The sequence below is a fragment of the Photorhabdus sp. RM322S genome (genome assembly GCF_042879395.1).
In the GTDB taxonomy this organism is placed as follows: Bacteria; Pseudomonadota; Gammaproteobacteria; order Enterobacterales; family Enterobacteriaceae; genus Photorhabdus; species Photorhabdus khanii.
Window position 1 is genome coordinate 69,369 of record NZ_JBHFKW010000001.1, and the last position, 22,101, is coordinate 91,469.

A 22,101-nucleotide genomic window follows, 5' to 3' on the forward strand; every position below is an offset into this window, starting at 1 on the left:
TAGCCCTACAATAGGCTTGGAAAAAATATCGAGTCATGCTTAATCGGGTTGATACATCTAAAATACCGGAAATTAATTGGCCAACTTTGCAATTATAGTCACTGGAAAAAGACCGAGGTAGAATAGTACCCGGTCTTAACAGTTTCATTTACCTGAGCATACAAAAAAATAGATACAATATTCGGTAAGCTTGCCCCAAATATGCCCCACATTAGAAGTAAAATAAAGGAAGTTAATGATAACTGACTGATTTAACTGGTGGGTTGTCGGGGGCTCGAACCCCGGGCCAATTGATTAAGAGTCAACTGCTCTGCCGACTGAGCTAACAACCCAATGTGAACGATTATTCTCCTATACAAAGCTGTCGTCAATATCTATTACTCTTTTTTTCTAAACGAATAATTCATATTCAATCCCAAGAGTACTAATAAGCCAAATTGTAACCAATTTGTTTTTAACGTGAGATCAAGCTGTTATTATTATAGTAATCTGTGTCACAATATTTTCCGCAAACATCACCACATATAAGGCCACTTAAAGAGCCGTAACAATTTACCTAGGAAAATATTGGACACTATTCTATGGCAGAAAATATACAAACAACACTTTCCGCTAAAACCGGGGAAACGCAACTACAACGCAATCTAAGCAATCGGCATATACAGCTTATTGCTATCGGTGGTGCCATTGGCACAGGTCTGTTTATGGGATCAGGGAAAACCATCTCTCTTGCCGGACCATCGATTATATTCGTTTATATGATTATCGGCTTCATGTTGTTTTTCGTTATGCGCGCAATGGGTGAACTACTGCTCTCGAACCTGCAATATAAATCATTCAGTGATTTTTCCGCAGATTTATTAGGACCCTGGGCTGGTTTTTTTGTCGGCTGGACTTACTGGTTCTGTTGGGTCATTACCGGTATCGCCGATGTAGTCGCCATCACCTCATATATCAGCTACTGGCAACCCGATTTTCCCCAATGGATCACTTCCCTGCTCTGCGTTTCACTATTGCTGGCCCTTAACCTGGCAACAGTGAAATTATTCGGTGAAATGGAATTCTGGTTCGCCATGATAAAAATAGTTGCCATTGTCGCGTTAATTGTGATTGGCGCTGTTTTGATTGGTATGCATTTTCAATCCCCTGCGGGTCATACCGCCTCACTGACAAATATATGGAATGATGGTGGATTATTTCCAACAGGGTTAAGTGGATTTTTTGCCGGGTTCCAGATAGCCATATTCGCCTTTGTAGGAATTGAATTAGTGGGTACCGCTGCCGCAGAAACTAAAGATCCAATGAAATCACTTCCCAGAGCAATTAATGCTATCCCGGTTCGTATTATCACCTTCTACGTACTGGCACTGATAATTATCATGTCAGTCACACCGTGGCGTTCAATCATTGCAGACAAAAGCCCTTTTGTTGAGCTGTTCGTTCTGATTGGTTTACCCGCTGCCGCCAGTATCGTGAACTTCGTAGTATTAACGTCTGCCGCATCTTCAGCAAACAGTGGTGTCTTCTCCACCAGCCGTATGCTATTTGGATTGGCAAAAGAAGGTGATGCACCACAGCAATTTAGCCGCCTTTCACGCCGTTCCGTGCCCGCGTCAGGATTAATTTTCACCTGTTTATGTTTATCCTGCGGTGTGGTGCTGATTTATTTAATTCCTGATGTGATGCATGTATTTACATTGGTGACAACCATTTCAGCCATTCTGTTTATGTTTGTCTGGAGTATGATCCTGTGTTCATATCTGGTTTACCGGAAACGTCGCCCTGCATTACATAAGGCTTCAATATATAAAATGCCGCTGGGGATTATTATGTCGTGGGTCTGTCTGGCATTCTTTGCATTTGTTCTGATATTGCTCACATTACGAGATGATACCCGCCAGGCATTAACCATCACACCGGTTTGGTTTCTGGTATTAATTATTGGTTTTCAAATTGTAAAAAAACGTAGAACTCGCTTATACAGCTAACTTATTTGAATTTCTACTATCTATATGACCTGAAAGGTGAAATTAATGTGAAGGCATTTTGCCTTCACAATTTCCGGTTTTACTTTAAATCACTTAGTGTTGTATTGCGCTTCAGCATCAATAAAACGCTGTTGCGCTTCTCTGCTTGGCGCTTTACCCAACAAGCTGACAACAACTATCGCAATAGAGGCAAAGATAAAACCAGGGATAATTTCATACAACGCAAACCACTGGTACTTCATCCACACTAATACGGTTATTGCACCCACCAACATACCCGCCAGTGCACCATTGCGTGTCATACGTTTCCAGACAACAGAGATCAGTACCACCGGACCGAACGCCGCGCCGAACCCGGCCCAGGCATTACTTACCAGTGCCAGCACTTTATTGTCAGGATTAGTTGCTATTACCATAGCGACGGCTGCCACTAATAGCACCATGAAACGCCCCACCCATACCAGCTCTTTCTGGCTGGCAGATTTGCGAATAAAGGGCTTATAAAGATCCTCAGTCAATGCACTTGCACAGACTAACAACTGGCAGCTAAGCGTACTCATCACCGCAGCCAGAATCGCCGACAATAAAATGCCTGCTATCCACGGATTAAACAGAACAACTGCCAGTTCCATAAAGATACGCTCACGATTGGCAGTGACCGGACCAGCTAGGTCAGGATGCATTTCAAAATAAGCAATACCAAAGAAACCGACAGAAATCGTTCCTGCCAGGCATAACACCATCCAGGTCATACTGATGCGACGAGCTTTACGGACAGTGTGATGGGAATCTGCCGCCATAAAACGCGCCAAAATATGTGGCTGACCAAAATAACCTAATCCCCAACCCAATAGCGAGATAATAGCGACAAAATTCAACCCCTTAAACATATCCATATAAGCGGGGTTTTTCGCTGCTATCAAAGCAATAGAAGTATCAATGCCGCCGATAGAGAAAATAACGATAATCGGGGTCAGGATAAGAGCGAAGATCATTAACGAAGCCTGGACAGTATCCGTCCAGCTGACAGCCAGGAAGCCACCGAGGAATGTATAGGCAATCGTTGCCGCAGCACCAAGCCACATGGCTTTCTGATAACTGATACCGAAAGTGCTTTCAAATAACAATCCTCCGGCAACAGCGCCAGAAGCACAATAAATAGTAAAGAAGATCAGGATAACCAGTGCGGAAATAATACGCAGGATCTTACTGCTATCTTCAAAACGACTGGTGAAATAGTCGGGTAGTGTCAGCGCATTATTATTGACTTCCGTCTGGATCCTTAACCTGCCCGCAACTAATTTCCAGTTCAGGTAAGCGCCTAAAGAAAGGCCAATCGCTATCCAGCTTTCTGAAACCCCAGCGAAATAAACTACGCCAGGCAAACCCATTAATAGCCAGCCGCTCATATCCGAAGCACCGGCAGACAAAGCCGTTACCACGCTACCTAATCGCCTTCCTCCCAAAATATAGTCATCAAAATTTTTGGTTGAGCGATAAGCCAAAAAACCTATCAACAACATTCCAGTAATGTAGACAATAAAGGTGATTAGCATTGGTGTATTTACTGTCATGCAGGTTCTCCATAGTGTTATCTGTGTTTTGCAAAGCCGCAGTTCTCCTGGGGACACAGAGTTTTCCCTGTCAGGTTCAGGAACGTTGCACCTGATTGCACCTAAAGATGGTTTATAATTTAAAATTGAAATAATTATTTTTGTAACAAATTAGCAAGTCACAATGAATCCTAGATTAGCAGCAGGTAATTTAACAACTAATTAACGCCATTTTTTATAAAAAACGTTTGCTGAGTCACATTTATTTGATTTAAAGGTTATACTTTTTAACCATTTCATGGTTACCCCCCTAGCATTAACCATAAAATGCCAAACCAATATATATCAATTAGATAAAGTCACAAAAATAAATATCCCCTCTTAATTATAATAACTGGATTAATTTCACAAAAATCAAACAAGCAATGCTCAGAAGGTTGCACAAAGTTGCAACATGTCAGATATTATCATGTAACTTAGATAAACCTTACCTATTGAGGAGCGAGGATGGGTAGTACAACAATGGGCGTGAAGCTTGATGAGGCAACTCGTGATCGCATTAAAGCCGCTGCACTGCGGATTGACCGCACTCCGCATTGGCTGATTAAACAAGCTATTTTCAATTACCTTGAACGTCTTGAAAATGATGAGCAGATCACTGAGCTATCTACCAGTCAGGATCTTAAAGAAGAGAAAATAACCGCAGAAGAAACTGTCATAGACTCTTCTCATCAACCTTTCCTCGACTTCGCAGAACATATCCTGCCTCAATCAGTAAAACGTTCTGCAATCACCGCAGGTTATCGCCTGCCGGAAACACAAGCAGTGCCAATGCTGCTGCAACAGGCGCAATTACCAGAAGATCAGGCACAAGCGACGCATAAACTGGCTTACAGCATTGCAGAAAAATTGCGTAACCAGAAAAACAGCGTTGGACGTTCTGGCTTGGTTCAAGGGTTGTTGCAGGAGTTTTCACTGTCATCTCAGGAAGGCGTTGCCCTGATGTGTCTCGCAGAAGCCCTGCTCCGTATTCCAGATAAAGCCACCCGTGACGCGCTGATCCGCGATAAAATCAGCAATGGCAACTGGCACTCCCATCTGGGCCAAAGTTCATCCATGTTTGTCAACGCAGCAACATGGGGCCTGCTGTTTACCGGTAAACTGGTTTCTACCCACAACGAAGCCAAACTTTCCCATTCACTGAATCGCATTATCAGTAAAAGCGGCGAACCATTAGTTCGTAAAGGCGTAGATATGGCGATGCGCCTGATGGGTGAACAGTTTGTGACAGGTGAAACTATCGCTCAGGCATTGGCAAGCGCACGTAAACTGGAAGAAAAAGGCTTCCGCTACTCCTATGACATGCTGGGTGAAGCCGCTTTAACTGAGGAAGATGCTCAGGATTATATGGTTTCCTACCAACAAGCAATTCATGCTATCGGTAAGGCATCCAACGGCCGCGGTATTTATGAAGGACCTGGGATTTCCATCAAGCTTTCTGCCCTGCACCCGCGTTATAGCCGTGCTCAATATGAACGAGTCATAAGCGAGCTGTATCCGCGCCTGCTTTCCCTGACATTACAAGCCCGCCAATATGATATTGGCATCAATATTGATGCAGAAGAAGCCGATCGTCTGGAAATCTCTCTCGACTTGCTGGAAAAACTCTGTTTCGAGCCACAATTGGCTGGCTGGAATGGCATTGGTTTCGTTATTCAGGCTTATCAAAAACGCTGCCCATTTGTTATCGACGCAATAGTTGATTTGGCGCAGCGTAGCCGTCGTCGTCTAATGGTGCGACTGGTAAAAGGCGCTTATTGGGATAGTGAAATTAAACGTGCGCAAATAGATGGGCTGGAAGGCTACCCGGTTTACACCCGTAAAGTTTATACCGATGTTTCGTATCTGGCTTGCGCCCGCAAATTATTGTCAGTACCAAACCTGATCTATCCCCAATTCGCTACCCATAACGCTCATACTTTATCTGCGGTTTATCATATGGCCGGTCAAAATTACTACCCTGGTCAATATGAGTTCCAATGCCTGCATGGCATGGGAGAACCACTGTATGAACAAGTGGTCGGGAAAATTGCTGATGGGAAATTAAACCGCCCATGCCGTATTTACGCACCGGTAGGCACTCACGAAACACTATTAGCTTATCTGGTCCGTCGTCTGCTGGAGAATGGTGCTAATACATCCTTCGTCAACCGTATCGCCGATACCACGTTGCCACTGGATGAACTTGTTGCTGACCCAGTGAAAAAAGTTCAAAAGATGGCCGAAACCGAAGGGCAAATCGGTCTTCCACATCCGAAAATCCCGCTTCCTCATGACCTGTATGGCAAAGATCGCGCAAACTCAGCCGGTCTGGATCTTTCCAACGAACATCGGCTGGCTTCTCTTTCCAGTGCGCTATTAAGTTCTTCTACTGAAGAACGGTACAGTGAACCACTATTGGGTGGCAATTATTGCCATCAAGGTGAACTACCTGCTGCCAAGCCTGTCATTAACCCTGCTGCACCACTGGATATCGTCGGCCATGTTCGTGAAACAACTGAACAAGAAGTCGCTTATGCTCTGAATGCCGCAACAGAAGCCGGAGCAATCTGGTTTGCGACTCCGCCATCAGAGCGCGCAGCAATTCTGGTTCGCGCTGCTGAATTGATGGAAAGCCAAATGCAGCCGCTGTTGGGTATTCTGGTCCGGGAAGCCGGCAAAACCTTTAACAATGCGATTGCTGAGGTACGTGAAGCAGTAGATTTCCTCCATTATTATGCAGGGCAGGTCCGCCACGATTTCGCTAATGATACCCACCGCCCGCTGGGGCCAGTTGTATGTATCAGCCCGTGGAACTTCCCATTAGCCATTTTTACCGGACAGATAGCGGCTGCGTTGGCTGCCGGTAACAGTGTATTGGCAAAACCGGCGGAGCAAACCCCATTAATCGCCGCGACTGCGGTCAAAATATTGCATCAGGCAGGAATTCCCCATGATGTACTGCAATTATTACCTGGCCGGGGTGAAACCATTGGTTCACTTCTGGTTGGTGATGAAAGAGTACGTGGTGTGATGTTTACTGGCTCCACTGAAGTGGCTGGCCTGTTACAACGTAATATTGCCGGACGGCTTGACACACAAGGGCGCCCAACCCCGCTCATTGCAGAAACCGGTGGCCTGAACGCCATGATTGTCGACTCTTCCGCTCTCACAGAACAAGTTGTTACTGATGTAGTCGCCTCTGCTTTTGACAGTGCAGGTCAACGCTGTTCAGCCTTGCGCATCCTCTGTATTCAGGATGATGTGGCAGAACGCACCATCACCATGTTGAAAGGCGCAATGTCTGAATGCCGGATGGGCAATCCTGAACGTCTTTCTACCGATATCGGCCCGGTCATTGACGCTGAAGCCAAAGCCGGTATTGATCGTCATATTCAGGCAATGCGCACCAAAGGACGTGTGATTTATCAAGCAACGCAAGACAATGTGGCTGACAGTAAAGAGTGGGAGCAAGGTACGTTCGTTAAACCGACACTGATTGAACTGGAAAGTTTTGATGAATTGAAACAAGAGATCTTCGGCCCGGTTCTGCATGTTGTCCGTTTTAAACGTAATGAGCTGGATAAGTTACTTGATCAGATAAACAATTCCAACTACGGCCTGACACTGGGCGTACATACCCGTATTGATGAAACTATTGTACAAGTCACCTCTAAAGCGAAAGTGGGTAACCTGTATGTTAACCGCAATATGGTAGGTGCTGTTGTTGGTGTGCAACCGTTCGGTGGTGAAGGCTTATCCGGTACAGGTCCAAAAGCGGGTGGTCCGCTCTATCTGTATCGCCTGCTCTCTTGCCGCCCTCAGAATGCCATTAATCAGACGCTGGAACGTCAGGATGTTGAGTATCCGCTGGATGCCAATGCCCGTTCAGTGCTGATGGCACCATTTGATGCACTGGCAGAATGGATTACCACTCAGCACAATGAAGAACTAAATCAGTTAGTTCAACAGTACAAATTGCTGGCACAAGGGGGAACAACCCGCCTGTTGCCTGGGCCGACAGGTGAACGCAATACCTATACCCTGCTACCTCGTGGTCAGGTACTGTGTTTGGCGGATAATCAGCAAGATATATTGATCCAACTGGTAGCAACATTGTCTGTTGGCTGTCAGTTACGGTGGCAAAATGATGAAATACATCAACAACTGTTCCGCCAATTGCCGGATAGTGTCCGTAAAACAATCACTCTGGTGCGGGACTGGCAGAATGAAGATACGAAATTTGAAGCCGTCATTTACCACGGCGATTCTGATCAACTCCGTCAGGTTTGTGAACACATCGCCCAACGTAAAGGCACCATCATCTCCGTACAAGGTTTTGCCCGTGGAGAAACTAACCTGCTGTTAGAACGTCTGCTGCATGAACGTTCACTGAGCATTAACACTGCCGCGGCAGGGGGCAATGCCAGTCTGATGACTATCGGTTAATTCCAGAAAAGCGAAGGGGAACACACTGAAAATGTGTTCCCCTGAAATTGAACATCTCTTTGCTGTTTATATTTACAGCTTAGTGGCCGCCCTGTTGCCAGCTCAAATACTGCTCATACTTCCGCAAAGCAATGTTGTAGTTACTGAATGCTGACTGTGACAGTTTATCACTCAGTTGTTCCTGAATTTTCTCTGTTGTGAACTCTTTTACAGGGTAATTGCTTGAAGTGAGCAATTCATCCAAACGTCGTAAACGAACCACATACTCACGAATAGTGCTATGACTCATTTCAGTTTGTTCAAACAGGTACTGTTTGAAAGACATGATGTCAAAATAATCTGTCTCGCTATTGCAGTAAATCTCACTGCAAAAACGGCATAACGCGACAAATTTATCTTGCAGTTCATCCCAGGTCTTGTCATCAATCAACTCCGTCATTTCGGAGATAGACTCTTTGTTGATCACCTGGCCATTAAAAACCAAAGAGATGCGGTCAAGAGCTTTGTGACAATGCAAGCAATGAGTTTGACTATGTTTGTAGTCTTTAATGTAACGGCTGAGCGGCCGTTTCTTTTGTGTTGTAACAGACATAAGAGATAAAGCCCTGTGTGTAGTCTTAAACAAAAAACAAATAAGCAAAAAGTTACTTTTCCGGATTTAAGCGTGCCCGCAAGCGTTTAATCGCCTGGCTGTGTAACTGACTTATACGGGACTCCCCGACTTCAAGTACTGCGCCAATCTCTTTCAGATTAAGTTCTTCCTGATAATACAGCGTCAGAACCATTTTTTCTCGCTCAGGTAACGAATCAATAGCATCAATTACCCGCTGACGAACGTCACTTTCCAGCAATTGTTGTAAGGGATTGGTTTCATGCCCTTCTTCAATAGCAGGCTCACAGCTTTCACCATGCATTTCATGCCATTCATCATACGAAAACAATTGACTGTTATTCGTATCTAACAGTATCTGCCGATATTCTACCAGATCAATCTTTAATTCTTTAGCAACTTCCTGCTCACTGGCTGGACGGCCTAAGTCTTGCTCAAGTTTACGGATGGTTTGCGTCACTTCGCGCGCATTACGTCGCACACTACGCGGAGCCCAATCGCGGCTCCTTAACTCATCCAACATTGCACCTCTGATGCGCTGTACCGCATAAGTGGTAAACGCGGTTCCCTGTAAGGAATCAAAACGTTCCACCGCATTTAGTAAGCCGATTCCCCCGGCCTGAAGCAGATCATCCAGCTCCACACACGCGGGTAACCTAACTTGTAGCCTTAACGCTTCATGGCGAACTAATGGTACATAGCGCTTCCAGAGGCTGTTTTTGTCCATCACGCCTTCGGCGGTATACAAATCGCTCACAACAACAGACACCTTTGGAATAAGAGACTAACTACCATTATCCAATCCCCTAACAAGGGCAATCGTTTGAACAATGTAGTAAAAGCACTTCTTTTTCACCTATGCGAAATTTATTGCCCGCCTAATAGTAACACAAATTTTAGGCTGTTCACGATAAACGGCTAAAAAAGAAGGACCGGCGAGCCGATCCTTGATTTATTTGAATTTTTATGTGAATCAGGTTCACATATTGTCTTAGCCGAGAAATTAACGCAGCAGAGACAGGACCGTTTGAGGAACCTGGTTAGCCTGAACCAGAACCGCAGTACCCGCCTGTTGCAGGATTTGACCACGGCTCATGTTAGACACTTCGGTCGCGTAATCAGCATCTTGGATACGGCTACGAGCAGCGCTCAGGTTGTTAACGGTGTTGTTCAGGTTGTTAACGGTAGATTCAAAACGGTTTTGGATAGCACCCAGAGAGCTGCGCAGGCCGTCAACTTTTGACAGAGCATTGTCTAAAGCTTGCAGAGGATCTTTTGATGCTTCAGCTGTCAGCTCTTTAGAAATATCTGCTTTAACTACACCAGTAGTCTTATCAATGGTTGCATTGTAAGCTTTTGGTTTACCATCTTTATCATTACCAATAACAACATATTTGTCAGCGACAACCGCACCTTTGTCATCAACAGCTTCATAAACTTTCTGATTCGTCAGATCCTTAACAGAATCATCTGTAAAATCAAATTCATGACTTGTACCTGGTTTTTCTTGAATATTTGGAAGCTCTTTACCTTTTGGAACTTCAGCAGAAACAGTGAATTTATCCAGCTTCAGAGTTCCTTTGTCAATTTTTTCCAGCTTGATGGTGATAGTTTCATTATCGTTAGCACCAACCTGGATGGTCAATTCACTATCTTTACTTAAGACATTAACGCCATTAAATTGAGTTTGTTTAGAGATACGATCAATCTCGTCAAAACGTTGAGTCACTTCGTCATTAATAGAGTTAATATCACTTTCAGAGTTGCTGCCATTTTGCGCCTGAACAGTCAGTTCACGAATACGCTGTAAGTTGGTATTGATTTCGTTCAGCGCACCTTCGGTAGTCTGTGCAATAGAGATACCGTCGTTAGCGTTACGTGCTGCCTGAGACAAACCTTTAATGTTTGCAGTGAAACGGTTAGCGATCGCTTGACCAGCAGCGTCATCCTTCGCGCTGTTGATACGCAGACCAGAAGACAAACGCTCGATAGCGTTACCCAAAGTACCCTGGGATTTATTCAGGTTATTCTGAGTCAGCAGGGACAGGCTATTGGTGTTGATGACTTGTGCCATAGTAAGAGTTCCTTTTTCAAATCAAGCAGATATAAGTTTGGGCCTTTGCCCACGGTGTTCATCACCGCCAACAGTTTTATCGGCGTTCCTCAAAGAACCTTTAATTTTTCTTGAAAAAACTTTTTCTTTTTTATCACACTTCCCTTATAAGCCAAACAGCGCCCGTTCCTGGCGATTATTCCTACCATCAAAAAATTATTTTTATTAGTAAACTTTTTTCGAAACTTACCGATAACCGGTTCAACAAAGCTTTACTAATAAAGGAGTCAATAATGGCTAGCATTTCTTCATTAGGAGCCGGATCGGGGATGGATTTGGGCTCTATAATAGATAAACTTCAGGCAGCAGAACAAAAACGTTTAGAACCACTGACACAACAACAAACCAGTTATAAAGGTAAGCTAACAGCTTTTGGTACGTTAAAAGGCAGCCTGGAAAAGCTGGAAACGGCGTCTGAGTCACTGAAAAAATTCGATAAACTCAATACAACCACCGCCAGTGAAAAACATGAGGCATTCACTGCCACTACTGACTCTAAAGCCAGCCCAGGTAACTACAGTATTGAAGTTGAACAATTGGCGCAGGCGCAGGCATTACAGACAGGAAAAGTCGATGATCTGAAAACGTATCAAGGAGAATCTCTGGGCGAAGGCAAAACCCGGACAATCACCATCACTCAGCCTGGCGAAAAAAAGCCAATGCAAATCAAGTTGACAGACGCACAAACCTCCATCCTTGAACTGCGTGACGCAATTAATAAACAGGAAGGTAATGTCAACGCCAGTATTATTAAGGCAAAAGATGGCGAAAACTATTTAGTTCTGACGGCTAAAAAAGCCGGCACTAAATCAATCATGACAATCAAGGTTGAAGGTGACGACAAACTGGGTCAGTTTCTGAACTACACTCCGGGTACAGATGGCGGTAAAAGCACAGGTGGGTTAACTCAAACCGTTGAAGCTAAAAATGCACTTTTAACCGTCAACAAAATCGAAATTGAGCGTCAAACAAACCATATTACTGACGCACCAGAAGGCGTTAAGCTGGATCTGAAAAAAACGACTCACGATAAAGATAAACCGGGGGAACATAAGCCTGAACTGCTGGTGGTATCCCGTGATATTGAGCCGACGAAAGAGGCGATTAAAAACTGGGTTGATGCTTATAATGAGCTGCAAACGACGTTTGATTCTCTGACCAAATTTAAACCGGTAAAACAGGGTGAAGAACCGTCGAAAGATAATGGCGCTTTATTAGGTGATAGCACATTACGTGGAATACAAAACCAACTGAGAAGCCAAGTTTTCAGTTTTCAGGCCGTTAATGATATTTCGACCCTGAATAAACTGGGCATTAAACAAAAAATTGATGGCAAACTGGAAATTGACAAAGAAAAACTGGAAAAAAATCTAAAAGAAAAACCGGCTAATGTGAAAGCCTTCTTTATGGGTGACGGTAAAACAACGGGTTTCGCTACTCAGACACATAAACTCTTAAAAGATGCCTTAGATAGTCACGAAGGTACATTAGTCACCGCGACTAACGGCATTAATAAGCGTCTGAAAACACTTGAGAAGCAAGTAGACAGAACACAAATCAACATTAACGAAACGATTGAACGTTATAAACGCCAATTTTCACAACTGGATAAGATTGTCACTTCCTTGAAACAGACCGGCAACTTCCTATTACAACAGATGAAATAATTAAAGGAAATTATGTATCAACGTTCGGCAAGTCAATTATATGCCCAGATAGATGTGGAGAGCGAAATTATGAATGCTTCCCCCTATCAGTTGATTCAGATTTTGTTCAACGGGGCGCTAAGCGCCCTGCGTCGGGCAATTATTCTGATGGAGCAAGGTAATATCGCGGAAAAAGGCGCAGCTATTTCCAAAGCGATCAATATCATTGATAATGGCCTCAAACAGGGGTTAGATAACGAGAAAGGCGGAGAGCTGGCACACAATCTCGCCTCCCTTTACGACTATATGACCCAACGTTTACTCCACGCTAATTTACGCAATGATGAGCCAGCCATTACCGAAGTTATAAAGTTACTCACCGAGATTTCAGAAGCTTGGCGGCAAATTGGCCCTCATTACAACGCCAGTCAGGATATTGTTTAATGGATAATGAAATGGATCTTTTGTCAGCTTACCAACGGATCCTAAGTTTAAGTGAGCAGATGCTTAATTTAGCTAAAAACGAAAAATGGGATGAGCTTGTTGATATGGAAATCACCTACCTGAAAGCAGTAGAAGTGATCAGCCAGTCTTCAATATCATCTGCCACCTCTCTTTCGTTACAGCAGAAAATGACCCACATTTTGCAGACAATTTTAGATAATGAAAATGAGATAAAAGAACTGCTACAGAGAAGACTTGATGAACTCAGCAAACTCATCAAACAAGCAGGCCGACAGCAATTATTAAATGATAGCTACGGCCAATTTCCTGTTGAACCCTATCATACCCTTATGAGCTCTACGGAACAGAAGTAATTGAGAAATAAAGGTGATGTATCTTCATCACCATTATTTACTCATCTTGTGAGTTTGGTTCAGCACGCATTGATCTCAATTCAAATTAGAGAAAATAGATAATAAAATCTTGGTAATTAAATAGTGTTCTGCTGTTCATTCTCAATATTTTATACATCAATGAAAGGTATTTTACATCTCTGACGAAAATATGTAGTATCTTGGTCTACAAATCAGGATTGTTCTTCATATTCCCCATTAGAACAATGGCCGTCCGTGGGATGAGCTATGGTCGCCCCTGTGAGTTGTCGTTAATAGGACGCCGACCGCAATGCAGGTATGCGGGTGATTGCGTAGCAGATAATAAGAAAGGCCACACCAGAGCGTAGCCTTGAATTATCAGCTAACTATTAAGAATAGATTCCATGAGGGTCTTTATACTCGAAAATAAATTCAATTTCTAACGTTTCACCAACATGTTCCTTAAATAGATCTGCAAGGTTAGAGAGGTCGTAATTGTTTCCTACCATATAGGACAGAGTATTTTGGAGACCTAAGTTAGCATTGGGTATGCTGTATTCTTTGTCTAAAAAGAGCTGATTTAAAAGGTCACTGGGCATCGGTCAATAGCAATTGACAATTAACATTTAAATTTGAAAATGAAAATGAAAATGAAAATGCCATTCTCGTCAACTATCAAGATTATCACTGAGGAATAACAAAATGAGCAGAATGTATAACCCGACACATCCCGGATTTGTTTTACACGAATATCTCGGAGATATATCTGTAACCAACGCGGCAAAATCATTAAGTATCACTCGCACCGCATTATCCCGCATATTAAACGGCAATGCCGGTATATCCGCCGATATGGCATTACGTCTGGAGGCAGCATTGGGAACCAGCTCTGAAATGTGGACCGGAATGCAGTCCCAATATGAGCTGTGGATTGCCTCTCAGCACAAAAGACCAGAAATAAAACCGATAGTTGCATAGCCATAAAATTAAAAGCCACCTGCAAATCCAAGTGGCTATCCCAAAACAAGAAATACAAAAGGTTTATCACAATATCTATCGATAAGTTAATATTCCTACACCTGCATACTCATAATTTCCTGATAAGAAGCCACTAGCTTATTTCTCACCTGAACGCCCATTTGCAAGGAGATACTGGATTTCTGCATATCCACCATCACATCATTCAGTTCAATACCCGGTACACCCAGGGTAAAATCCTGTGCCTGTTTCGTGGCATGTAAACGTGTCTGATTAATTTTACCAACCGCCGCCGTCAGTTGACTGGCAAATCCCCCCTGCAATGGCATGGGTTTTGCGATACTTGCCGCCTGTAATACCTGAGCCTGCATCTGTTGCAGTACTCCTTCAATTGCCTGAATTGACATAAAAACCTCGTGTTAAACCACCTTATACCCTACGCAATTCAATGCCATATTAACCAAAGTTTTATACGGCATATTTTCACGCTGCCACCCTAACATAGCCCCTTCAATCTAAAGCGGGTAATTAACGTAAAAAGTCAGGGCTTATTGCGCCATTAAAAGATGAGTGAACAGCGAATAATGACAAGACTGAAAACAGGAAAAATTTTTTCGCTTGCGTATGGGGAGTCTGTTTTGTTACGCCACGCTTTTAGTATTCATGTTGAACAGCAAGGCAAGGATCGTCTATGAGTGCCGCAACAACCGACGTTGAAAATCAAACTAACGGTTTCAGTGCTATCATTAACCGGATAAAAGCTGATCCTAAAGTACCATTATTAGTTGCAGGCAGCGCAGCCGTCGCGATTGTCATTGCCCTTTTCTTGTGGTTACGCAGCCCCGATTATCGGGTGCTCTACAGTAATCTGAGCGATAAAGATGGTGGCGATATTGTCACGCAACTAACCCAATTAAATATTCCGTTCCGTTTTGCCGAAAATGGCGCTGCTATCATGATCCCTGCCGAGCAGGTCCATGAGACACGGCTAAGACTGGCACAACAAGGGTTACCTAAAGGTGGTGCCGCTGGATTTGAGCTGCTTGATAAAGAGAAATTTGGTATCAGCCAGTTCAGTGAACAGGTTAACTACCAAAGAGCATTGGAAGGTGAGTTATCACGCACCATTGAATCACTGGGACCGGTGCAAAATGCCCGTGTTCACCTGGCGTTACCCAAACCTTCCCTGTTTGTCCGCGAACAGAAGTCCCCTTCTGCATCCGTTACGGTTGGATTACTGCAAGGCCGTTCTCTGGATGAAGGCCAGATTAACGCCATTGTCCATATGGTTTCCAGCAGTGTCGCTGGCTTACCTCCGGGTAATGTCACCATTGTTGATCAGACCGGACGTCTTCTGACACAAGCTGATGCTACCGGACGTGATCTGAACACCAGTCAGCTGAAATACATTCAGGAAGTGGAAAATCGCTTCCAGCACCGTATTGAAGCCATTCTGACCCCGGTTGTCGGTCGTGGTAACGTTCACGCGCAAGTGACTGCCCAGGTAGATTTTTCCCGCCGTGAAGAGACCGCAGAGGAATATAAACCTAATCAGCCACCTAATCAGGCGGCGGTTCGCTCGAAACAGTTAAGTGAAAGCGAGCAAAGTGGTGGTTCTCTGGTTGGTGGCATTCCTGGCGCGCTTTCCAATCAACCCAGCCCTCCTCCAAGTGCGCCGATTGATAAGCCGAATACCAAAGAGAGTAATAAAAACGACAAGAGCGATAAGAAAACATCATCCGCCGGTAACAATAACGAGCGCGTGGTGAACAATAATCGCAATAACCGCCGTGACGAAACCACAAACTACGAAGTGGACCGGACTATTCGCCATGTACAGCAGCAAGCCGGCGGTGTTGAACGCTTATCTGTGGCCGTTGTGGTCAATTATGTCACGGTCGACGGCAAAAATGGCCCGGAAACTCAGGCGCTGACACCGGAACAACTGGCGAAAATAGAAGCGCTGACCAGAGAAGCCATGGGCTTTTCCAAAGAGCGTGGCGACAGTTTAAATGTGGTTAATACACCATTTACTGAAAGCAAAGAAAATATCGAAGTGATTCCGGTATGGCAGAACCCTGCTCTGCTGGAAAAAGCCTTTGATTTTGGTCGTTATCTTCTGTTGATACTGGTGGCTTGGCTCCTGTGGCGCAAAATGGTGGTTCCTCAACTCGCCAAAAAACGGGCCGCAGATAAAGCCGCGCTTGACGCACAGAAAGTTCATAAAAGACAAGTGACTGAATCCAGTGCAGAAATGGATGACAGAACCCGCCAGAGACTAACACGTCAACGGGTCAGTGCCGAAATTCAAAGCCAACGTATCCGCGAATTAGCAGAAAAAGATCCTCGCGTAGTGGCGCTGGTGATCCGTCAATGGATGAGTAACGAACAATGAGCCTGAACGGAACAGAAAAAAGCGCCGTCATGTTAATGACCCTGGGAGAAGATCAGGCGGCCGAGGTGTTTAAGCACCTGAACTCTAGGGAAGTCCAACAACTCAGTATCACCATGGCGGGTATGCGCCAGGTTTCCAACCAGCAACTGGTTGATGTCTTGGCTGAGTTTGAAGAAGATTCCGGCCAATATGCGGCACTGAGTATCAATGCCAGTGATTATCTGCGTTCGGTGTTGATTAAAGCGCTGGGTGAAGAACGCGCTTCCAGTCTGCTTGAGGATATTCTCGAATCCCGTGAAACCACTACCGGTATGGAGACCCTCAACTTTATGGAACCACAAATGGCAGCCGATATGATCCGTGAAGAGCATCCACAGATTATCGCCACCATTTTGGTTCACTTAAATCGTGGGCAGGCAGCCGATATTCTTGCGCTGTTTGATGACAAACTGCGTAACGACATCATGCTGCGTATCGCCACTTTCGGTGGCGTACAACCCGCCGCGCTGGCTGAACTGACAGAAGTGCTCAATAACCTGTTAGATGGTCAAAACCTCAAGCGCAGCAAGATGGGCGGTGTTCGTACTGCCGCTGAAATTATCAACCTGATGAAAAGCCAACAGGAAGAGAATGTTATCGAAGCAATGCGCGCCTACGATAACGAACTGGCACAAAAAATCATCGATGAAATGTTCCTGTTCGAAAACCTTATCGATGTGGATGACCGCAGTATTCAGCGCCTGTTGCAGGAAATCACTACCGATTCCCTGCTTATTGCACTGAAAGGCTGCAACCAGCAACTACGCGATCACTTCCTCAACAATATGTCTCAGCGTGCCGCAGAGATTTTGCGCGATGACCTGGCAAACCGTGGTCCGGTGCGTATGTCTCAAGTGGAAAGCGAACAGAAAGCCATTCTGCTTATTGTTCGTCGTCTGTCAGAAAGCGGCGAGATTATCCTGAACGGTGGCGACGATAGCTATGTCTGATAAGTTGAACAATGCTGGCTGGCAACCCTGGAAACCCAATGAACTCACGCAGTGGGAAAAACTGCGTGTTAAACCAGAGCCTACTGATGACTCACTGGAAACTTCCGGGCGTGATGAAATTCTTGAACAGGCGGCAATGCTGGATAACCTGAAAGAACAGGCCCGGCAGGCAGGCCATGAACAAGGATTTGCCGAAGGCCAGACACAAGGTTATGAAAAAGGATACCAATCCGGCTTAGAAGCCGGTATGGAACAGGGATTAAAGGACGCAAGTCAGCAGCAGCAACCTATCACAGAGCAGTGGCAAAATCTGCTGGCCGATTTCCAACATTCATTGGAAGGGCTTGACACGATCATTGCATCCCGCTTGATGCAATTATCACTGACCGCTGCAAAACAGATCTTAGGTCAGCCTGCGATTTGTGATGGTACTGCCCTGCTCAATCAGATCCGTGAATTTATTCAACAGGAACCGATGTTAAGTGGTAAACCTCAATTGCGGGTTCATTCTCGCGACATGCCAATGATTGAACAACAATTAGGCAATACGCTCTCATTACACGGCTGGCGTTTACTGGCAGATAACAAGCTGCATCCGGGTGGTTGTAAAATCAGTGCAGATGAAGGTGATCTGGATGCTAGCCTGGCGACGCGCTGGCATGAATTATGCCGGCTGGCAGCACCGGGGGAATTGTAATGACGGCAAGACTCGGGCGCTGGCTGGCAACACTGGATGCTTTTGAGCAAAAATTGGAGAAGACTTCGCCGGTTCGTCGTTATGGCCGTCTGACCAGAGCGACAGGTCTGGTCATGGAGGCAACGGGCTTACATCTGCCTCTGGGAGCAACCTGCCTGATTGAACGGCAAAATGGCGGCAATATTGAAGAGGTTGAAAGTGAAGTCGTTGGTTTTAATGGCGAAAAACTTTTACTGATGCCGCTTGAAGATCTGGAAGGTATTGTACCCGGCGCGCGGGTTTATGCCCGCCCGTACAGTGAAGATTGCGGTAGCGGACGCCAGCTGCCTCTTGGCCCAGAACTATTAGGACGGGTTTTAGATGGTGCCGGCCGCCCACTGGATGGCTTGCCGTCACCAGATACCGGCTATCGCGCCTCACTCACCACACCGCCAATCAATCCTCTGCAACGTACGCCGATCAGTGACGTACTGGACGTGGGAGTACGGGCGATTAACGCCTTACTCACAGTAGGACGCGGTCAGCGAATGGGGTTGTTTGCCGGTTCCGGGGTAGGTAAAAGCGTTCTTCTTGGTATGATGGCGCGCTATACACAGGCCGATGTGATCGTCGTTGGCTTGATCGGTGAACGTGGCCGCGAAGTTAAAGACTTTATTGAAAACATCCTTGGTACAACCGGTTTAGCCCGCTCAGTGGTTGTCGCAGCGCCTGCCGATATCTCACCTTTATTGCGTATGCAAGGCGCATCCTACGCGACCCGGATCGCCGAAGATTTTCGTGACCGGGGTAAACATGTATTACTGATTATGGATTCATTGACCCGCTACAGTATGGCTCAACGTGAAATTGCCTTGGCCATTGGCGAGCCACCGGCGACCAAAGGTTATCCACCTTCGGTTTTCGCCAAACTGCCGACACTGGTGGAACGAGCAGGAAATGGCGTGAACGGCGGCGGTTCGATTACCGCGTTTTACACCGTACTGACCGAAGGTGATGATCAGCAAGACCCAATAGCCGATGCTGCCAGGGCGATTCTGGATGGTCACATCGTGCTCTCCCGATCTCTGGCGGAATCAGGGCACTACCCGGCAATTGATATTGAAGCCTCTATCAGCCGCGCCATGACATCATTAATTGATAAACAGCACTATCGGCGGGTACAGCAGTTTAAACAACTGCTCGCAAGCTATCAGCGCAACCGTGATCTGATTAACGTCGGTGCCTATGCTGCGGGCAATGATCCGCTATTGGACAAAGCGATTGAACTTTATCCCTACATGGCACAATTTTTACTGCAAGATATTGAAGAACGTAGTGAATATGAAGCGGCCTGTACTCAACTGCAACAGTTGTTACCTATATAACGTAACGATTTTCTGCATGTTGCCATTAAAAAGCGAGGAATAAGATGCAGCAACAATCACCGCTCATGACCTTGCGTGAACTTGCACAACATGCGGTGGAGAAAGCCGCCACTCACCTTGCACAAGTTCGTCAGAACCATCAACAAATGGAGCAACAACTTGTAACACTGATGGGCTATCAGGATGAGTACCGGATGCGCCTGAACGACACGCTCAGTAACGGTATGCCGTGTACGACCTGGCAAAACTACCAGCAATTCATGAAAACGCTGGAAAAAGCGATTGAACAACACAAATTACAGCTCAATCAATGGCAACAGCGGCTTGAGACCGCTTTATCACAGTGGCAAGAAAAGCAACAACGTCTCAATGCCTTTGATACGTTACAACAGCGGGCAGATAACAACCGAAGATTACAACAGAACAGAACGGAGCAAAAACAGATGGATGAGTATGCCCAACGTAGTGCACAACGGAGAAATGGATAATGAATGTCACTCTTTTGCCTGCTGACCTGAAACCGGCAGAAAATCAGCAAACGCGCGGTGATTCTCTCACCGACGCCGATCAACCTTCTGACTTTGCTCAGTTTCTTAATCTGGAAACCGAGCCGGCACAGAAAGGTATGACCAAACCGGGAAAAGTGTCATCCAAAGACGGAAAAGAGATCACGGATGAAACAGACAACGGTTTATCGCCATTATTATCTGTATCATCTGTCTCAAATGAAATTCCAGCGGAGTCTATCGCCTCCTCACTGATTCCTCTGAATGTAAAAGCAGAGGCAGACAAACAACCAGCTCCTGTTGATGAAAAGCTCATGTTAGCAGAAGAATTGGCGGCAAGTTTACCCGTACAATTATCCAAATTAACCATCAGATCAGAAAACCAGAAAGATAATCCACAACCAACCGAACTGATTAAACATAGTGATAAAAATAGTGATAAAAACCGTCCGGTTCTCACTAAAGAATGGATGATGACAGGATTACCGACAGAGAAAAATCTTTTGACGGATATGCTGGAACAACCCAGACATGAAGAAAAAACGGAAAGTTTTGAAAGTCTTTTTAAAGCAAAACCTGAAAACGGATTAGTACAGAATCCTCAGATAAAACCAAAGATCCCTACCGTCGCTATTCAACATGAAAATGCACCTCAAAGTCATTCACGTGAATCTGCGTTGATCCAGACCACCGTTCAGACTGAAATTCAGCCCGCTGCCGTAGCAGCTGAGCATCAGCAAACCGGACAAGCTCCCTCAGTAACCGCATCTCCTCTGCTTTCCGCCGGGCACAACCAGACGGCCCAGTTTCAGTTATCCAGCGCCTCCACACCTTTGCTGAATGCGCAGTTGGGTAGTGAAGAGTGGCAGCAACAATTAAACCAACAGATTATCTTGTTCAACCGCAATGGCTTACAACAAGCAGAGCTGCGCCTGCATCCACAAGAGCTGGGTGCATTACAAATTCGTATGTCTGTTGAAGATAATCAGGCGCAATTGCATTTGGCATCTGCTCACAGCCATGTTCGGGCAGCCCTGGAAGCTGCGTTACCTGGGCTTCGTCATGCATTGGCAGAAAGTGGAATTCAACTTACCCAAAGCAATGTCAGCAGCGACAACGCCAGCCCGTGGCAACAAGAACAACGTTCCAGTTCACAAAATTCAGGCGGAACTGGCGGTCATGACACTGACACCACGCCAGAAAACCATTCGGCTACTGAATCCACAATACGTTTAACACCTCACCAACTGGCGTCAGTCCGGGGAGGTGTGGATATTTTCGCCTGATAATGGAAAGTATTTATCCGTAGTAAACAAGACTCACAACAAACGAATGAGTTAGTGGTTTTTTCTCCGTTTGTTCCGGCTATTGCCAGCGGAAATACGCGGGATAATTATTATCGATATTGATGGATAAGCAGGTCCGCCACGGAATGAGTGGACACTTGTCCGCAACGAAAACAGGAACTTGTCTGTCCATGTCTGACTATAGCTACGAGCGTAAACGCAAAAATCCATTTTGGATGATACTGTTAGTACTGATTGCCGTTATCGGTGCCGCCATCGGAGGATACAGTTGGTGGACATTTAAGCAGGCAAAAGAGAGTAACTCTAAAGCACCCCGAATCATAGAAGTCCCTGTATTTATGACTCTGGAACCTTTCACCGTCAATCTGATTGACAATGAAGATCACTTTGACCGTGTGCTCTATATCGGCGTGACCTTACGTTTAACCGATGAAAAAACCCGCAAGCGCTTCCATGAGTATCTGCCGGAAGTTCGTAGCCGTATGTTGTTATTACTATCACGCCAGAAATCAGCGGATCTGGCTCACGACAGCGGCAAATTGCGTCTGATGAACGATATCAAGCAAACGCTGCGCCCAACATTGGTACCCGGTGAGCCGGATCAGGTCATCACCGATGTGCTGTTTACCACGTTTATTCTGCGATAATC

Annotated in this window: 18 protein-coding genes, 1 tRNA gene and 1 pseudogene; 14 read left to right on the plus strand and 6 right to left on the minus strand. The window is 45.3% G+C overall.

Annotated elements, in window-relative coordinates; translation table 11 throughout:
- Window positions 1-23 precede the first annotated feature (23 nt).
- Window positions 24-98, plus strand: a pseudogene (locus tag ACGF63_RS00380) (tail fiber assembly protein); the annotation flags it as partial.
- Window positions 99-256: 158 nt separating this feature from the next.
- Here ACGF63_RS00380 and ACGF63_RS00385 read toward each other — a convergent pair.
- Window positions 257-332: transfer RNA gene (locus ACGF63_RS00385), tRNA-Lys, on the minus strand.
- 249 nt (window positions 333-581) lie between these two features.
- On the opposite strand from ACGF63_RS00385, the gene cycA reads away from it, so the two are divergent.
- Window positions 582-1,988, plus strand: a complete 1,407-nt coding sequence (gene cycA / locus ACGF63_RS00390) for a D-serine/D-alanine/glycine transporter (protein WP_036849096.1) — start codon at window positions 582-584, stop codon at window positions 1,986-1,988.
- 89 nt (window positions 1,989-2,077) lie between these two features.
- Here the strand turns inward: cycA and putP are convergent, their stop codons facing one another.
- Window positions 2,078-3,562, minus strand: coding sequence for a sodium/proline symporter PutP (gene putP, locus ACGF63_RS00395; protein WP_036849089.1), 1,485 nt, complete (start codon window positions 3,560-3,562; stop codon window positions 2,078-2,080).
- A 486-nt stretch (window positions 3,563-4,048) separates the two neighbouring features.
- Between putP and putA the strand changes: the two genes are divergently transcribed.
- Window positions 4,049-8,029 carry a trifunctional transcriptional regulator/proline dehydrogenase/L-glutamate gamma-semialdehyde dehydrogenase gene (gene putA / locus ACGF63_RS00400; protein WP_387628105.1) on the plus strand — a complete coding sequence of 1,327 codons (3,981 nt, stop codon included), beginning with the start codon at window positions 4,049-4,051 and terminating at the stop codon, window positions 8,027-8,029.
- Window positions 8,030-8,108: 79 nt separating this feature from the next.
- On the opposite strand, the gene fliZ is transcribed toward putA, so the two are convergent.
- The 3 genes from fliZ to ACGF63_RS00415 form a co-directional block, all read right to left on the minus strand.
- On the minus strand, window positions 8,109-8,621 hold the full coding sequence (fliZ, locus tag ACGF63_RS00405) for a flagella biosynthesis regulatory protein FliZ (RefSeq protein ID WP_036849087.1): 513 nt from the start codon (window positions 8,619-8,621) through the stop codon (window positions 8,109-8,111).
- A gap of 52 nt (window positions 8,622-8,673) precedes the next feature.
- Complete coding sequence (locus tag ACGF63_RS00410; RefSeq protein ID WP_036849082.1) at window positions 8,674-9,396, minus strand: RNA polymerase sigma factor FliA; 723 nt, start codon at window positions 9,394-9,396, stop codon at window positions 8,674-8,676.
- 246 nt (window positions 9,397-9,642) lie between these two features.
- Entirely contained in the window at window positions 9,643-10,713 is a 1,071-nt protein-coding gene (locus tag ACGF63_RS00415) for a FliC/FljB family flagellin (protein ID WP_387628109.1), read from the minus strand.
- Between the two features lie 272 nt (window positions 10,714-10,985).
- Here ACGF63_RS00415 and fliD point away from each other — a divergent pair, with 272 nt between their 5' ends.
- The 4 genes from fliD (at window position 10,986) to ACGF63_RS00435 (ending at window position 14,194) form a co-directional block, all read left to right on the plus strand.
- Window positions 10,986-12,419 carry a flagellar filament capping protein FliD gene (gene fliD, locus ACGF63_RS00420; RefSeq protein ID WP_387628111.1) on the plus strand — a complete coding sequence of 478 codons (1,434 nt, stop codon included), beginning with the start codon at window positions 10,986-10,988 and terminating at the stop codon, window positions 12,417-12,419.
- A gap of 12 nt (window positions 12,420-12,431) precedes the next feature.
- Window positions 12,432-12,842 (plus strand): flagellar export chaperone FliS, encoded by a 411-nt coding sequence (gene fliS / locus ACGF63_RS00425; protein ID WP_021324066.1) that lies wholly within the window; start codon window positions 12,432-12,434, stop codon window positions 12,840-12,842.
- Window positions 12,842-13,216, plus strand: coding sequence for a flagella biosynthesis regulatory protein FliT (gene fliT / locus ACGF63_RS00430; RefSeq protein ID WP_132355550.1), 375 nt, complete (start codon window positions 12,842-12,844; stop codon window positions 13,214-13,216). Before fliS ends, fliT begins: the two co-directional genes overlap by 1 nt.
- Before the next feature lie 702 nt (window positions 13,217-13,918).
- The gene (locus tag ACGF63_RS00435; protein ID WP_387628115.1) at window positions 13,919-14,194 is read left to right on the plus strand and encodes a HigA family addiction module antitoxin; all 276 of its coding nucleotides are present in this window, start codon (window positions 13,919-13,921) and stop codon (window positions 14,192-14,194) included.
- Between the two features lie 95 nt (window positions 14,195-14,289).
- Here ACGF63_RS00435 and fliE read toward each other — a convergent pair whose 3' ends face one another.
- Entirely contained in the window at window positions 14,290-14,601 is a 312-nt protein-coding gene (gene fliE, locus ACGF63_RS00440) for a flagellar hook-basal body complex protein FliE (RefSeq protein ID WP_036849071.1), read from the minus strand.
- A gap of 284 nt (window positions 14,602-14,885) precedes the next feature.
- Between fliE and fliF the strand changes: the two genes are divergently transcribed.
- The 7 genes from fliF to fliL all read left to right on the plus strand — a co-directional run bounded on the left by fliF (window position 14,886) and on the right by fliL (window position 22,099).
- Entirely contained in the window at window positions 14,886-16,589 is a 1,704-nt protein-coding gene (gene fliF, locus ACGF63_RS00445; RefSeq protein ID WP_036849069.1) for a flagellar basal-body MS-ring/collar protein FliF, read from the plus strand.
- On the plus strand, window positions 16,586-17,578 hold the full coding sequence (gene fliG, locus ACGF63_RS00450; RefSeq protein WP_036849067.1) for a flagellar motor switch protein FliG: 993 nt from the start codon (window positions 16,586-16,588) through the stop codon (window positions 17,576-17,578). The genes fliF and fliG overlap by 4 nt, the downstream gene beginning before the upstream one ends.
- The gene (gene fliH / locus ACGF63_RS00455; protein WP_036849065.1) at window positions 17,571-18,275 is read left to right on the plus strand and encodes a flagellar assembly protein FliH; all 705 of its coding nucleotides are present in this window, start codon (window positions 17,571-17,573) and stop codon (window positions 18,273-18,275) included. The genes fliG and fliH overlap by 8 nt, the downstream gene beginning before the upstream one ends.
- Complete coding sequence (fliI, locus tag ACGF63_RS00460) at window positions 18,275-19,639, plus strand: flagellar protein export ATPase FliI (RefSeq protein ID WP_036849063.1); 1,365 nt, start codon at window positions 18,275-18,277, stop codon at window positions 19,637-19,639. The genes fliH and fliI overlap by 1 nt, the downstream gene beginning before the upstream one ends.
- Window positions 19,640-19,683: 44 nt before the next feature.
- Entirely contained in the window at window positions 19,684-20,127 is a 444-nt protein-coding gene (fliJ, locus tag ACGF63_RS00465) for a flagellar export protein FliJ (protein WP_036849058.1), read from the plus strand.
- Window positions 20,127-21,431, plus strand: coding sequence for a flagellar hook-length control protein FliK (locus tag ACGF63_RS00470; RefSeq protein WP_387628122.1), 1,305 nt, complete (start codon window positions 20,127-20,129; stop codon window positions 21,429-21,431). The genes fliJ and ACGF63_RS00470 overlap by 1 nt, the downstream gene beginning before the upstream one ends.
- A gap of 191 nt (window positions 21,432-21,622) precedes the next feature.
- Complete coding sequence (gene fliL / locus ACGF63_RS00475) at window positions 21,623-22,099, plus strand: flagellar basal body-associated protein FliL (protein WP_152964196.1); 477 nt, start codon at window positions 21,623-21,625, stop codon at window positions 22,097-22,099.
- Window positions 22,100-22,101 lie beyond the last annotated feature (2 nt).